This is a genomic window from Pseudoalteromonas 'SMAR' (genome assembly GCF_048515945.1).
Lineage (GTDB): Bacteria > Pseudomonadota > Gammaproteobacteria > Enterobacterales > Alteromonadaceae > Pseudoalteromonas.
In genome coordinates, this window is sequence record NZ_JBLWMW010000013.1 from 17,604 (window position 1) to 34,389 (window position 16,786).

Consider the following 16,786-nt stretch of genomic DNA (forward strand, 5'->3'; position numbering starts at 1 on the left):
ATGCCTCTTATTGTTCTTGTTCTAGTGCCATAAGTAATTGCGCTAGCTCTTCATCATCCACCTGACTTAACTGAATTTGCTCTATATGCTCACCAAGTTGAGAGATAGACTGGTGGGCAAGCACATCAGCGATAGTTAAATTGCCTAAACCAAATGCATCATTCAGTGCGGACACTAATTTCATGGCTAAAATCGAATTACCACCGAGCTTAAAGAAGTTGTCGTTGATGCCGACTTGTTCATGACCAAGAATGTTTTGCCATAGTTCACATAGCATGATTTCAGTGTCGTTTCGGGGTGCCTCGTAGGTTGTGGCTTGGGTGATTTGATATTGGCTGAGTGCCTTTTTATCCACCTTGCCGCTGGGAGTCAGTGGTAACGAATCAAGAGCTATGAAGCGAGTGGGGATCATAAAGCTCGGCAGTTGATTGGCTAAGGCCTGCAGTAACTCTGTCTCACTATGGGAGCCATCCTGATTGACATAAAACGCAACCAGTACAGGTTCTGTTTGTGAGTGATTAATAACGGCTGCTGCATGGGTTAAACCAACTTCTCGCTCCAGCGTTGCCTCTATTTCTTGCAACTCGATGCGGTAGCCTCTGAGTTTGACTTGGTCATCAAGACGCTGAATATAGCTGTATTCACCGTTACTTAACTGTCGCACTAGGTCACCGGTTAAGTATGCGCGTATGGTTTTCCCCTCAACGGCTAAAGTGATGAACTTGGCTTCGTTAAGGTCGGCACGATCTCTATAGCCAAGAGCTAGCCCCTCGCCAGCAATGGCTAATTGTCCTTTAGCACCAAAGCGTGCCAGTTGGTTATGTTCGTTCAACACAAGAAATTGCGTGTTATGAATAGGCGTACCGATAGTCACTGCGCTATCACTTGAGATCGCTTTAATACTCGACCAAACGGTGGTCTCGGTAGGCCCATACATGTTCCATAAGGCTTGATGATCGTGTGCCAACTGTGCAGCCAGTGCTGTCGGTAATGCTTCACCACCGACTAAGCAGGTCAGATCTGCTTTGCCCTGCCATCCAGCACTATAAAGTAGGCGCCATGATGCTGGTGTGCCTTGCATTAATGTCACATTATGCTGCGTTATCAGTTGGCCTAGGGCGGTACCATCCTTACTTTGTTGTTCATCACTGAGTACTAGAGTGGCACCGCAGTAGAGTGGTAAAAACAACTCCAGAATCGATATATCGAATGAGTAAGGAGTCACTGCCAGCACCGTGTCTGTGGTGTGACAACCTGGCTTTTCCGCCATAGAGTAAAGGAAGTTGTTGAGGTTAGTACGACTAATATCAACACCCTTTGGTTGACCGGTAGAGCCTGAGGTATAAATACAATAGGCTTGTTGCTGTGAGTTCACAGTACTCGAGACACTATCGCCAGATTGAGTAGCAAAGTTGCGGTAATTTAGTAGTGTGCAGCGTTTAGGTAAATCAAACTCGATTTGCTCTTTGTCACTAAGCAGGAATTGCGCATTGGCGTCGTTTGCAATAAAGCTCAGACGTTCCACTGGGTAGTGGGGATCGAGTGGTAAATAGGCTGCACCACAGTACATTATTGCCAGTAAGTTAATGACCAACTGGCCATCTCTAGGCAAAGAGACCGCAACTAAATCACCCGCTTTGACACCACAATGATTTAATTGCGCAGCTCGTGTGATGATGTCGCGATGGAGCTTGTTATAACTCCAGTGCGTGTTTGCAAACGTCAGCGCTGTTTTGTCTGGAGTGGTGTGAGCGTGTTGAGCAATTTGTGCAAGTAGATCCGGCTGTTCACTAATGGCCTTTACAGCACCCATGTTGATTTGCAGCTGCTTATCAGCAGCCGCTTCTTCCAGCTCTGATACCGTGCAATGCGTGCTTTTCGCTAAAAAAGTGAGAAGCTCAATGTAGCGATCGCGTAACAGCTTGATGGTACTGGCATCGAACAGCTCTTCGGCAAACTCTAAGTGTCCTTCAAGACCACTAGGTGAAGCCAGCATCGTTAAGGTGAGATCAAACCTAGCAGTGGTATTTGGGGTTTGTGGTAGAGACAGAGTCAACTCATCTGTGATTGGGTGAGACGATTCGCCACTGTTAGTCATGAAATTAAAAAATACTTGGAACAGTGGGTTGTAGTTCAATGCTCGTTCTACCTCCAGTAATTGCACTAAAGAATGTAAAGGTAAGCTTTGCTGTTCAAACCCTGAAAGAATACGTTCCTGCGTCTGTTGCAGCAGTTCAGTGACAGTGCTTTGTGGCGATAAGGTCATTCTTATTGGCAGTGAGTTTACAAACAAGCCAACAACGTTCTCAAGATCGTGACTGGGTCTCCCGGATACCGGCGTGCCAATAGCGAAGTCTTGTTGTCTAGATTGCTCGTACAAGACAATTGCAAAAGCGGTTAGTGTCAAGCTATACATAGAAATACCCAGTGTATTTGCTGTTGCTTCAAGTTGTTCACTAACGCTGTTGTCTAATCGTAAGCTCACCCGGTTTCCACTAAAGCTTGGGGTTGCAGGGCGAGGTTTATCCAAAGGAAGATCCAGTTTGTGAGGCATCCCTTGAAGTTCTTCAAGCCAGTAGTCTTGACTACGCTGTAAGTAACTTTCACCTTGTTCGGTGTGCTGCCAATGCGCGAAATCAATTACCTGTATTGGCATTGGGCTTGGTTGCCAAGGTTGTTGTAGTAATAGTTGGTGGTAGCAGCGGCTCAGCTCTTTGGTCAAAATGTTTAATGAGGCGCCATCGCATAAAATATGGTGAATTACTAATCCAAGCCAGTGCTGGGTGTCACTGATTCGATAGAGCGTCCAGCGGTATGCTGGTTGGGCCAAATCAAACTGAGATTGTATTTGCGCCTGAAAGTGTGCTTTGGCTTCGTCAGCATTAAGCGTTTGATGCGCCAAATTTAGTTCAGTGTGATCTATAACCAGTTGCTGCGTTTCACCTTGTTGCGCTATGAAAACCGTCCGGAATGCTTCATGACGTGCGCACAGCTGTGACAATGCTTGTTGTAACACGTCTACTTGTAACGGGCCGTCAAACTGCAACAGCAGAGGCATATTATATAGGCTTGAACTGCCTGCATAGGCATCCAAGATATACATTTGTTGCTGCCCATGAGTCAGCGGCATGTGCTTTTCTCTTGACACTTTAACAAGATCACTCATGGACTGCTGCACTATTTGCTCGGTGAGCAGCTGTGCTTGTTGGGCAATGGTCGGGGCGGAAAAAAACTGTTTTAACGTCAGCTCTTTCCCCGTTTTTTTGGCCAGTAGACTCAGTGCTTTTAGGGCGGTTAAGGAGTGTCCACCTTGAGTAAAGAAGCTAGTCTGACAGCACACTTGCGGCTTATTCAATACCTCTTGCCAAATCGCTAAAATCATCGCCTCAAGTTGACTCTTTGCTGCAACTCGCTGTTTCAATGTTGCGTCGACATTTACTTTAGGCAGTGCCTTGTGATTTATTTTACCTCTAGCTGTCAGGGGCAGCTCATCAAGCTGCACAATGTGATCAGGTAACATATAATCTGGCAGGCTTTGCGATAATAGGTAATTCAGCTTGTCTTGTTGCAGCTTTGCTTTACTAACAACATAGGCCACCAGTGCTTCAGGGGTAGAGTCTTGTATTAAACAGGCGCTTGCAACAACGCCTGTGATTTGGTTCAGCCGTCGAGCAATTTCACCCAGTTCAATGCGGTAACCACGAAATTTAACCTGATCGTCTTCACGGCCTTTAAAGTATATTAGCCCTTGCTCATCATAATAAGCGAGGTCGCCTGTGGCATATAACCGTTGGTTAATCTGGGGATTTACACTGAACTTCTCATTAGTCAGTGTGCTGAGGTTTTGATAGCCTTGAGCCAAGTTGTCTCCGGCAATATACAGCTCAGCTAGAACATAGGGTGCTACAGGCTGGCCATTACGATCTAACAAGTAGGTTTGGCTGTATGGCAACGCAGAGCCAATTGGAATAGGGGAGCGGGTAATATCTAGTTGGTTGATTTCATGCGCTGTACAGCTTATGGTCGCTTCACTTGGGCCATAAGCATTAATGAGGCGTTGTTGTTTACTATCTGCCAGGGCAAACCAGTTTTCAACGACACGGTTTTGCAGTTGTTCCGTACCGGTTACAACAAGCTTGATAACTTCTGGAATTGCTTGATCAAGCTCACGTAAATGCTCCAACCAGCTATGCAAATAGCCTGTAGGTAAACTTAGGTGGTTTATCTGGTGTGCTGTGATGAGTGCATTGAGCTGTTGAAACGAAGGGGTTTCAATTCCTGGTCGTAGTATTACATGGCCTCCATGATACAAAACAGGAAATAATTCTTCGAGTGCCAAGTCAAACGACAACACTGAGAACTGCAGTGCTTTTGTTGTGCTATCAAGTTGATAGCACTGTGCGACTGCGACACAGTGGTTATGTAGGGCTTGGCGAGGTATTTTAACGCCTTTTGGCTGACCAGTGGAGCCAGATGTATACACTAGGTAGCCAAGTTGCGTATCAGAGTAAGTTGTTTGGCTTAGACGTTTACAAGTTAAGACATTACTTTCTTCGCTAAGTAATGCTGCGACATGTGCGTCCTTTAAAATAAACTCACGACGTTGCTCTGGTAATGCCTGATCCAGTACCACAAAAGGGCAGTGAGCCATGTGAGCGGCTAGTATGGCGATCACGCAATGATGCCTTTTAGCGCAACTGATCGCAACCGTTTGGCCGGCGTCTACTGTGTCACCAATGGTAGTGGCTAGGTTTTCAACCGCGGTCACTAAGTCCTTATAAGACCAGTTTTGCTGGTGGTCTGTTGCGGTTAGTGCCAACTCATCAGCTTGTACTTGAGATAAGTGTCGCAGACGCTGATTGAAACAAACGGCTGGTGTATTCGACACCTCATTTCTCAAAATGGATTGTTGTTGCAATGGCGTAAAGCTTGCTATATCGCTTAAGGCATGTTCCGATTCAGCCATCATGGTTGTGATGATGGTTGCCAGTTGATCACGCCACTGTTGTACTTGCTGCTTAGGAAATAATGCTGCACGATACTCAAAGTAACCTGAAAATTGCTCGCCTTGCTGTTGGATTTCTAAGGTGACATCTAGCTTACTGTAATGTCGTTGTATCTGATACCGTTGCCAAACTGATTGTTGTTTGGGCTGTGTTTGGGATGATTCCAAGTTATTGTAGGAAAACATGACCTGAAACAAAGGGTTTTCAGTACCGTGACGCTCAGCGCCGAGCAGCTCAACTAACCGTTCAACGGCCACCTGGTTGTTAGCCAAGTCTTGGTAAAAGTGCTGCTGTAACTTGGCAATAAATGCTGCAATTGTGAGCTCAGTATCGATCTGTGCTGGCAGTAGCAAGGTATTAGCAAAATTCCCAACCATTGTTCTTTGTTGTTGAGTGTTACGGCCGAGCTCAGGCACGCCAACAATAAAGTTGTCCTGACCAGAAAGTTTGTGCAGCAGAATTTGATAAGCGGCTAGAAAAAAAACAGAAGGAGTGACTCCTAACCGCTTGCAATGTTCACTGATTTGCTGACTTGTATCATCATCAAAATGAAAGTTTACGTAATCGCCTTGCTGCAGATCCGAGGTTGTCGCGTGTGAATTCAATGCTAAATTAAGCTGGTGCTGAGTGTTTGCCAAGCGCTCGAGCCAATACTGTTCCATGGCTGTGTGGTCAATGTTCTGGCTGGCTAGCAAGTTCTCAAATGTATAGGTCGCTGAAACAGGCTCTAGATGTGCACTGGTATAGTGGCGCAAAATAGCTTGCTCGACCATCACCACAGATAATCCATCTAAGGCAATATGGTGAAAACACAAAGTAAATATGTACTCTTCGGGGTGGGTTTCACTGTTGAGCAACATAAACCGACAAGGGTAGTCTTGTGATAGCGCAAAAGGCGTTTGCGCCTCTTGCTCTACACGTTGTTGCAACTGTAACCTGTCTTCTACGGTTAGCGTTGTAAAAGGCAGTGCTGATAAAGCTTGACTAAACTGCTTCGGCTCATCTTTTACTGTAACAACCTTACTGGTTAATGCTGGATGCTGTTTCATCACTGCAGTAATAGCCTGTTGCAGCAGTGTAACATCCGGTTTACTAGTAAATCGGAAGGCCCGAAAAATATTATTTAAACCACTTTTGGGATCCATTTGTTGGGCGAACCAAAAGCGCTTTTGTTTATTGCTTAAGTCGAATAAGGCCAGCTCTGCCTGGTTTTGTTGTAGTTGTTTCAAGCGAGCCAATTTCTCGGCTCGAGTGAGTGTTGTTGCAGACATATTAGCTTTCCTCACCATCCATTGCAGCTAACAACGCATCCAGCTCTTGATCTGATAGCTGTTCATCAATGGCAGTCTGCTCGATAGCTGATGAGGTCTCTGCTTGCTTTGCCGTCGTCGACCATTGCTGTAACTTTATACTCAGTTGTGCAACTGTGGGGGCAGTGAACAGGTCTACTAATGAAAGTTGAACCTCTAGCTTTTCTTCGATATCGGCGATCACTTTCACTGCTACCAAAGAGTGGCCACCAAGCATGAAGAAGTTATCATTGCAGCCAACCTTTTCAAGGTTCAAAGCATGAGCAAAAATATCGCACAGTACTTTTTCTTGCTCTGTTTGGGGAGCAACAAATTGTGCTTGTTTGCTTTGCACATCAATTGGGTTTTGCGCAATAACGGCTTTCCGATCTAATTTACCATTGCTAGTGAGCGGGAAATCTTCTACCTGAATAAAAAAGTCTGGTATTTGAAAGCCCATCAAAGCCGCTTGGCAGTGAGCTAACAATGGAGCATCGAGCGTGTCATCTGCTTGGTAAAAAGCCACTAACTGCTGGTTATTTTCACCGCACACGGCAACGCAAACATCTTTCACTGCTGGATGCTGATTAATCACTTCTTCGATTTCATTGAGTTCAACACGGAACCCTCGAATTTTTACTTGGTTATCGTTACGGCCGATAAATTCCAACTGCCCATGGGCGTTTTGTCGTACCATGTCACCAGTGCGGTACAGTCTAACGCTGCGTTCAATACCGTGTAGATTTAGGGTATGCTCAATAAAGCTATCTTCATTAAGTGCATTGTCGAGGTAGCCTAGGGCAAGGCCACTACCTGCAACATACAACTCGCCAATTCCCCCTTGAGGAACACATTGCATGTTGCTGTCTAATATGAAGCCCTGCGTTCCTTTTATGGCATAACCGATTGGAATTGAGCGAGATAACCTTGTTTGCTCCAGTAATGCCGGGGTGACAGGCTGGCAGTAAGAGAAAGTGGTGTTTTCAGTTGGACCATAACCATTGATCAGCTGGCAATGTGAATTGAGCTCTACAAACCTTTGCGCTTTATCTCGAGACAATACATCGCCGCCAGCTAATAAGTATTTTAAGCTGCTTGGCATTTCACACTGGGAAGTTTCCACTAATTGATGGAACAGTCCGGCAGTCATCCATAAATGAGTGATCTTATGTTCATCGACATAGTGTTGATACTCACCTAATGATAACTTTGACTGTTTAGGAACAACGATTGTGCTGCCATTTAGTAGTGGAGCATAAATCTCTAGAGTCGAAGCATCAAAAAACTGTGATGAGTGTTGTAACCAACGATCTTGATGTGAAAGCGCAATGTAATCTGGTGCTTCAACCAAGCGAAGTATACCAGCTTGTGTGATACGTACCCCTTTAGGGAGGCCTGTTGAGCCTGAGGTATACATAATATAAGCCGCGGCTTGTTGATTACCTTTATCCATTAACTCGGTGCCATTGCCATGGTATAACTGTGATACCTCCACAACGCTGAAACGTTCGGCAAGCTTAAGCGCACTGTTATCGGTTAGGACAATAGGTGTAGTGCTTAGTGCTGCGAGATTATCCAACATGGTGTTACTACGCAATTCCCCACCATTTAAGTCTATGGGCATGTAACTGGCACCTAATCGCATTGCTGCGAGCATGGCAGCATAAAGATCCACGCCTGGAGACAGCACCAAGCCAATTGTGTCACCCACTTTGACTTTATCAGCCAGGTTCAATGCAATTTGATTGGAGCGTTGTTGCAATAATTGATATGAGTAAGGGGTCTTGTCTGCATCAATCACAGCACTGTGCTCTGGGTGGAGCTTGGCTTGACGATCAAAGGCCGCAATAACGGATGAAGAAAGAGGTTGTTGCTGCTCTGTATCCATCAGTAAATTACTTGCCGACTTGGCATTGATGGCCGTGAGCTGATCGATCGGTAACTCAGGGTTTTGAGTTAGATTAGCTAACAAGTGCAAGAAGTTAGCTACCATTTCTTCCATGGTTTCTTTGGCAAATAAATCCGTACTGTACTCCCAAGTCATAACCGCAGCAGCGCGGCGAGATGTTTCTTGACCCACTCTCTGCTCTGCATGTGGTGCGACGATCACGTTAAGATCGAGTTTGGCTGATTTATTGGTATTAACTAGTCCATTGACCTCTAAGCCCCCAAAATCTGGCTCAGGTACTTCAGCATCATGGAAGCTGAACATGGTTTGAAATAGTGGATTGGCTTGTCCCATGCGTTCAGGGCTTAATTTTTGCACTAACTTTTCAAATGGCATGTCTTGATAGGCGTAAGCGTCAAGGCATGTTTTCCGTACCCGCTTAAGCAACTCTAGGAACGTCGGGTTATCCTCTAAGGTAGTGCGTAGAACAATACTGTTTACCATCATTCCCATAATAGGGTGCAGTTCAGGTGCGGTTCTAGAAGCGGTGCCTGCACCGATATTGATATCGGTTTGGCCGCTGTATTTATGCAACAACACATAATACGCTGCAATCATTGTCATATAGAGAGTAAAGCCATTGTCTTTGGCAAAACTGCGCAATGATTCATAGAGATCGTAATCCAAATTGAACATCAGTGAGTCACCACGGAATGATGGCTCTAACGGTCGAGGATAGTCATATGGCAGTTCAAGGCTGGCCGGTAAATCAGCCAGTTTATCTAGCCAATACTGTTCCATTTCTTGATAGTAGCTACCTGTCATCGCTTCACGCTGCCATAAACAAAAATCGGCGTAAGTGAATTTCAATGGCGCCAGATCATGTGCTTTGTTGGCCAGCTTAGCTTCATAAATCGCATGCAACTCTTTGGTGAAAATACCAACTGACCAACCATCATGAATAAGGTGATGCTCAACTTGTAATAAGCAATGGGAATCATCGCCAAGTTTTATCAATTGCCAACGGATCAATGGCAGTTGCGTAATATCAAATGGTTTTTGCGTTAGTTTAGGTAAAATATCGTCAAGCTCTGCTTGTTGTTCCGCTTCGCTTAGGTGGCTTAAGTCCAGTGGGGTAAGATCAACACTAAAGGGCTGTTCAATACGCTGATAAGGCACGCCATCGTCTTCATGGAAAGTACTGAACCACAAAGCATGGCGAGCCACGATTTCTTCTAAGGTTTGCTCTAAATAAGGGATATTCAATGGCCCATCTAGATAGAAGGTCATTTGGAAGTTGTATGCTGTATTTGTTCTTTGCAGCTGTTGTAAAAACCAAACGCGTTCTTGTTGGAAAGACAGTGGGTAGCGTTCTAAATCTGGCTGATGTTTAATGCTTGGTAAGGTTTGCTTCTTTGCAACACCACTGCGTTTTTGGCCTGAAATCAGCTCGGCTTGTGCTTTCAATGTCGGGTAATCAAAGACATCACTAAAGCTAATTTCAACAGCAAAAACTTCTTTAATCTTAGCCAATAATTTAATGGTTAATATTGAGTGTCCGCCGAGATGGAAGAAGTTGCTTTGTTCATTAAGCTGCTCAGGAGACAAGAGTTGCTGCCAAATAACCGCTAATGAATTAAGGTAAGGGTCCTCAAAATCAATGTGGGCTTTTTTGCGCTCGATTGCTGGTAGTTTCTTACGGTCATACTTACCGGTAATGGTTTTTGGGATGGTATTGAGCGCCATCCAATGTGCTGGGACCATATACTCAGGTAAGAGGCTCGCGAGTTGCTGGCGAATGTCTTCACTGCAACAAGGTGTGGTGGTGGTATAATAAGCCACCAATTCTTGCGCACCATGTTGATTTTTAACCACTGAGACAACGGCTTCGGCAATCAAATCTAGCTGTGTTAAAACGTGCTCGATTTCACCTAGCTCAACCCTAAAGCCTCTGATCTTAACTTGGTGATCAATACGGCCTGAATAGTACAAAACCCCATCTTTAATAAACCCTAAATCGCCACTCAAATAGCAGCGTCCAAGTGTCGAGTGTTGGCGAAATACCTTATTGGTCAAACTTGGCTGATTAATATATTCACGGGCTAACCCAGCACCAGAAATTGCAATTTCGCCAAGGAACCCTTCAGGCAAACATTGCAAGTCTCGGCCGACAATATGACAAGCAACATGATCAATGGCATACCCGATGGGAAGACGAGCAACTGTTTTGTGAGCATCAGTTAGTTTAATACGGCTGGTTACGACCGTAGCTTCTGTTGGCCCGTAGGTATTAAATAGTGCTATTTCAAGGCCATGTTTTTGACTGTACGCAAGCCAAGTCTCAAAGCTAGTTAAGGTCAGCTCTTCGCCGCCAACAATGATTGTTTCTACACAGCTAGGTAATGGCGTTTCTAATTCATTAACCCAAGCATTAAAAAATGCTGTCGGGAAGTTAAGGATGGTGATGCAGTGTTCATTGATGGCCGCGATCAGGTGTTTTGAGTCGGCTATCATATCATCGGTTCTCAGTACCAGCTGTGCTCCAGTGAACAGTGCGGGATATATTTCCTCAACCGCTGTATCAAAACTAACCGATGAGAATTGCAGTGCGCAGCTTTGTGGCGTAACTTGATAACAATCGATTGCGGATAAAGTATGATTGAGTAATGCCGCACGTGGCACGCTAACGCCCTTTGGAGAACCGGTTGAGCCTGAGGTGTAGATGACATAGGCTTCACATTCATCATCAAGCGTAATGGTGACATCGTCGTCACTCACCTTGCTAAGAACCTGCTCAGCGCTTAGCTGTGGCAATTCCATGTTGAGCTCTTTATTGGCAATCATGAGCTTTGGCTTGGCATCATCGCAAATAAACGTCATTCTGCTGTCGGGCATGGAGGGATCCATTGGGATATAGCTGGCACCTAAACGCAAAATAGCTTGTGTTGCTACAATAAAAGGTAAGCCTCTATCCAATACTAAAGCAATGCGATCTCCAGCAGTGATACCTTGGGCTTGTAGTTGCTTAGTAAAGCCATTAATTTGACTGTGCAGTTGTGCATAGGTCACTGTTTGAGTAGCACTGACAACCGCCACTCTATCTCCATAGCGAGCAACATTGGCTAAGTAGTCACTGAGTTGTTCAGGAGATTGACGAGGGCTGGCTGGTGGGTTTTGTTGTAGCACTTGCTTTGCAAATGGGTCTATGTCAGCAATAGGTTGTTGAGCCCCTTCGACACAAGCAAGTAAAAAAGTTTTATAGTAGCTAAGTAGCGCGTCAATATGTGCGTCACAATAATGTTCAGTTTGGTAACTTGCATAGATACTCAATGTGTCTGAAGCCATCACATAGAGGGTGAGAGGGTAGTGACTTTGCTCATAGCCCACTACCTGTTGCATCGCTGGTTTTGACAATCCCTGTTGATCATCAACGAGACGTTTGGGAAAGTTCTGGAAGATAAATAATGTTGAGAACAGCGGTTCAGTAATGGGCATTTTCACCGCTTGTTTAATCTCTTCTAAAGACACGTACGCATGGTCCCACGACTGTGCGAGCTGGGCCTGAAACTCGTTCAGCCAATGCTGAAAGTCACTACCAGAGCTATGTGTAATGTTGATAGGCAGAGCGTTACTAAAAAAGCCGGCAATGCTATCCATATTTGGTACTTGGTGTGGCCTACCTGCCACTACAGAACCAATAACGCTGTTTTCGGTACGAGTGACAAGGGTTTCGAATAAGCCAAACGCTCCCAACATCAAGGCATTAAGGGTGACACCTTGGTTTCTACAAAATTGTGATAATGCCGTGAATTCGCTTGCGCTAAATGACAACTTGGTTTGTTTGTTGCGGTGCTGATTGTCGTCAGGCAAGTGGTTAGTGTAGCCTTGCAAACTGAGAGGCGTACTTGGCTGAGCGTCCCCTAAATGGTTGACCCAAAAGCCCAGTGATTTTTTGCTATCTTGCGCTAATAACCACTTAACGTAATCTTTGTAATTTCCCCCTTCTGGTAACTTGATGCTTTCACCATGTTGCAGTTGCGTCAAGGCCAACTCAAATTGATTAGTGATCAGCGCCATCGACCAGCCGTCAAGCTGAAGGTGAGTGAAGTTAAAGGTCAGTAAGTTATCCGAAGGCAAAGAAAAGAAATCGATCCACACAGGTGGTTGACTGCCGATGTTAAGAGGTCGAGTTCTGCTTAATTGACATGTTTTTGCCACACACTGTTCCGCTTCATCGTCACTAAGGTGGCTATAGTCATGTTGATGCCATGAAAGTGGTGCGTGCTTAAGTACCGCTTGCAAAGGCTGTGCTTTGTTTTCCCAGCTATAGATGGAGCGCAATACGGGGTTATGGTCTACTACAGCCTGCCATGCTTGCGTTAAGCAATCTAAAGAGATGTCTTTACTAACAATTAAGTTTAATTGCTCGCGATAGTTTTCGTCGGAGTCCGATGCGTTGACGAGGTAAAATAACATGCCGCGCTGGGTCGCTGAAAGAGGATAAACAGCTTGTATTTCTTTAACAGAACTCATGGGTTTTCCTTGCTTATTATACTTTTTATTAATTAATTCAAGATTCAAATTCTTCGAGTAATGACTGCAGATCAGCTTCCGAAACGGCGTCGCCAATGACTTCAACACCTTTGAAGCTTTGTTCACTAACTTCATTGAGCTCGGTTGCAGAGTTTGGCACTAAGCTGTGCGCCAGCGCTTTGATAGTTTGGTGTTGAAAAACCAGAGCACTGTTTGCATTGAAGCCTTTTTGCTGCAGTTGACTGACTAGCTTTACAGCGCTAATGGAATCACCACCTAAAGCAAAAAAGTTACTGTTAGTGCCAATCGCTTCGAGGTTCAGTATTTGTTGCCACATTGTCAGCAACTGTTGTTCAGTGTCATTATTTGGCTGTGCTAGGCTTTCTTCTTCAACCTGAGGTGGAATAGTTGCTAAATAGTTTCTATCTACTTTGCCACTGGGTGTCAGCGGTAATTGCTCAATAGCAACCATAAAATCTGGCAGCATGTATGACGGCAATATTTCTCGTAATTGCTGCAAAAGATCTTGAGGAGCGAACGTTTCAGGGTTGCTGGCACAATAGGCAATAAGCTTTTGACTGCCATTTGCCATGGTATGGACCACAACACAAACTTTACTTAATCCAGCAAGCTGCTGCAGCTGGCGCTCGATTTCCTGCAGTTCAATACGAAATCCGCGAACTTTGACTTGGTGGTCATTTCGGCCTAAGCAAAACAAGGTATTGTTGCAATCGACATACCCCAGATCACCGGTTCGATAAGCTCGAATAGAACCCTCGGCTGTGGGGATGGAAATAAAACGTTCTGCTGTTTCTGATTCAAGGTCCACGTAGCCCTGGCCAACGCAGTCACCTGCAATCACAATTTCACCACGCATTTGAGGAGGGCAAGGGTGGCCGAATTCATCAAGAATATAAATTGCACAATTACCAAGGGGCTGGCCAATTGGAGTTTCTTGCTGTGTTTGCTGGGTTACAGGGTGGCAAGTTGCCCACACTGTGGCTTCTGTAGGGCCATACATATTCCATAAACGGGCCACTTTAGGTACCAGCTCGGCTGCTAAAGAAGTTGCCAGGCGCTCGCCACCAGACAGAGCCGTTAATTCCTTATTGCCTTGCCACCCGGCATCTATTAATGACTGCCAACCTGCCGGAGTCGCCTGCATTAGAGTAATGTTTTGTGTTTCTAGTGAGTGCTTAAGACTTAAGCCATCGCGCTTATGTTGCGCGGCAATCACCACTTCACCGCCTGCCATTAAGGGCGCAAAAAGCTCTAAAACCGAAATATCAAATGAAATGGGCGTGACGGCGAGTAACCTATCATTTTTACCTACGTTGAGCAGTGTCACTATGCTGGTTAGGAAGTTAGCAAGGTTATCTTGATTGATTTTTACCCCCTTTGGTTGGCCTGTGGAGCCGGAGGTAAAGATGATATACGCGAGATCATCTGGTTTTGGCAATGTCGGTAGTTTCAGCTCATTTGTGGGCTGCAACATGTTTTCATTAAGCAACGTTTGCGGTAGGTCAATATTGAGAGCTAGATCACTGTCTTTTAAGATTAATCGGCATTGGCCCTTTTCAGCAATATACGCCAACCTTTGTTGGGGGTAGTCTGGATCCATTGGAATATAGACAAGTCCCAACCTTAATGCTGCAAGCATGGCTATAACCATATTCGTGTTGCGAGACAACATCAGGCCTATGTGGTCGCCGCGCTCAAGCCCTTGCTGCACCAGATGTTGTGAAAGAGCTTCGATCTTGGTCTGTAGCGACTGGTAATTTAAAGATTGATGCTCGCAACTGACGGCAATGCTTTGCCCAGAGGTTTTGGCATGGTGATAAATGGACTCAATTAAATTGCGTTTCGGACTCAGTACCGGTGCGGTCAGTTGTGCGATTTTTGGGTATTTAATGCTGGATAACGCAGCGTTGAGTGTTTGTTCTTTGTCGCGAGTTAAGTTTAAGAGCATTGGTACAAAACTTTCGCTCATCATTTCCATTAATTCGTCTGAGAACAGGTCTTCACGGTACTGCCAAAGTATCTTCGTTCCCTCTGTGGCGGTAATCACTTTCAATGTCATGTCATACTTAGAAGAAGCATGGTTAGTTGGGGCGATAAAATGCCAATCTTGTTGGTTATGTTCTGTATTACTGCTGCTATGACTTGAAACGAAGAGTTGGAATAAGGGGTTAACGAATGGCTGCCTTGTTGGTTTGAGTGCTTGTAATAAGTACTCAAATGGCACGTCTTGATAGCGCATAAGCTCACTTTGCTTATTTTTTATATAGGCCAGTAGTTGCGCTAGGTTCGCTGACATATCAAGTTGGTGCCGAATCGGCATTAGGTTCAAAAAGCAGCCTAAGACCTCTGACATGGAAGCGGTGGGGCGGTGAATGGCTGGCGTTCCAAGCATAACGTCATCCGTTTTGCTCCAATGACCAACCAACAAAGCCAGCATAGTGTGATAGAAAGAAAATTCAGTGATATGAGCTTCTTGGCAGAGTGCTTTTATTTTGTTATTTAACTGCTCGGGTATGACTATGGGAAGTGTTTTAGCGGTGCTGCTAGTGTGTTTACTGTGCGGTGACTTTAGTGGCAAGCGATGCAGACTTGGTGCACCTCGCAGCTGCTCACAAAACTTTTCGGCATGTAACTTAAACCGCATGCTTTGAATATGATTATGTTGCCACTTTGCATAATCCCGGTATTGGCTTTGCATCGGTGGTTGTGTGCTGCCTGCGTAAATATCAAACATTTGCGCTATGAACGTTTGGCAAGCGGTATCATCTAAAGCTATGTGATGGAAAAGTAGGCAAAGCTCTGTCCGTTGCGCTTTTTTTATAAAGCAAGCTCGGATAGGTAATTCTGATCCCAAATCAAACTGATGCGAGAAAAATTGAGCAATTAACTTTTCCTGCTCAGGGTCATCACGCGCTATCAAATCATGATGTTCGATATGTAAACTCGGTGACTCAATAACCTGCTGATATATCTCATCATCAAGCTCATAGTAGCAGGTTCTGAGTACCTCATGTTTGGCGACAAGAGAAGTGATTGCTTGTTGCAATCGCTTAACATCAACATCCAGTGGCAGGCTTAGCCGCATGGGGATATTAAATAAACTCTGCTGGGGTTGTAACTGCTCTGATAGCCAAATCCTTTTTTGACTCAACGACGCTAATGTGTCTCCCGCTGACTCTGTATTTTGCTGCTCAAGGAATGCGACAACATGAGACTTTCGCTCTGATATTTTCCCAAGGATAGAACGATCAGCTAGTTTTTTGCTTGTTTTATAACCTAGCTTGCCATCTTTTAGGAACAACGAAATGCCAGCAGAACCAGCTTCCTGTATCAAGCTTTGAATATCCATCTTGCCTCCTTGGATATAAAAAATTCGTTATATTTTTTATTGTCAATGTTACAGCAATTGTCACTTATGTATTTATTTTGTTGCAACTTGGTGCAAGAGTACCGAATGTTTTTATTTTGTCAAGTTCATAGCTTTTGAAAAATCATTTGATTTGTGTGTATTATGTGTGTTTATTAGATATAAAGTTAATATGCGCTGTGTTTAACGCTTCTGTTTTTTTACATTTTCAAGAGGTTTTTGGGTGATGTTTAATTTTTGTTAATGCAGAGTTTTAAAATTGTTTTATTTTTATTATCCCGATTTTTGGGATTGTAAATGGTGGTTTATAGCATCCTTAGTAGTCAAAAAAACAGCGTAGAGTGCAGTGTTTGAAAACTACTAGGTTGATGTGGTTTGTACCGAAACAGAATAAAAAATGTATGTATTTTAACTACAAATGAATTTAACAAAGACCAAGTGGACGTTATGTAAGAGTGAAGATAGTGAGCAGTTAAAAATGCTAAATAAAGAGCAAGGTGTTCACAGCGAATTGAAAATAAGAAAACTCTGTTCCGAAAATCACAATAGTTTTAGTTGGCTAAGGAATAGAAGTTCTAAGGTTACGCTTTAAATTGAGAATTCTACCCTTAGTTTGGCCAAAAACTCAGATGAAATACTCAATATTTGGTTTAAAAAAGATAATAATAATTAGGAGAAAAAA

Annotated in this window: 3 protein-coding genes; all 3 read right to left on the reverse strand. The window is 44.3% G+C overall.

Annotated features, from left to right (window positions below; all coding sequences use genetic code 11):
- Positions 1-7 precede the first annotated feature (7 nt).
- Genes ACNKW2_RS07605 through ACNKW2_RS07615 form a run of 3 tightly spaced genes read right to left on the reverse strand, consistent with a single transcriptional unit; the run spans position 8 to position 16,086 of the window.
- Positions 8-6,277, reverse strand: coding sequence for an amino acid adenylation domain-containing protein (locus ACNKW2_RS07605; protein ID WP_419148016.1), 6,270 nt, complete (start codon positions 6,275-6,277; stop codon positions 8-10).
- Position 6,278: 1 nt separating this feature from the next.
- Positions 6,279-12,716, reverse strand: coding sequence for an amino acid adenylation domain-containing protein (locus ACNKW2_RS07610; RefSeq protein ID WP_419148017.1), 6,438 nt, complete (start codon positions 12,714-12,716; stop codon positions 6,279-6,281).
- A gap of 37 nt (positions 12,717-12,753) precedes the next feature.
- Positions 12,754-16,086, reverse strand: a complete 3,333-nt coding sequence (locus ACNKW2_RS07615; protein WP_419148018.1) for a non-ribosomal peptide synthetase — start codon at positions 16,084-16,086, stop codon at positions 12,754-12,756.
- Between the last annotated feature and the right edge of the window lie 700 nt (positions 16,087-16,786).

What these genes read in the sequence shown, in the direction of transcription:
- ACNKW2_RS07605 (WP_419148016.1), bottom strand. Translation starts at nt 6,277, where the DNA reads ATGTCTGCAACAACACTCACTCGAGCCGAGAAATTGGCTCGCTTGAAA.
- ACNKW2_RS07610 (WP_419148017.1), bottom strand. Translation starts at nt 12,716, where the DNA reads ATGAGTTCTGTTAAAGAAATACAAGCTGTTTATCCTCTTTCAGCGACC.
- ACNKW2_RS07615 (WP_419148018.1), bottom strand. Translation starts at nt 16,086, where the DNA reads ATGGATATTCAAAGCTTGATACAGGAAGCTGGTTCTGCTGGCATTTCG.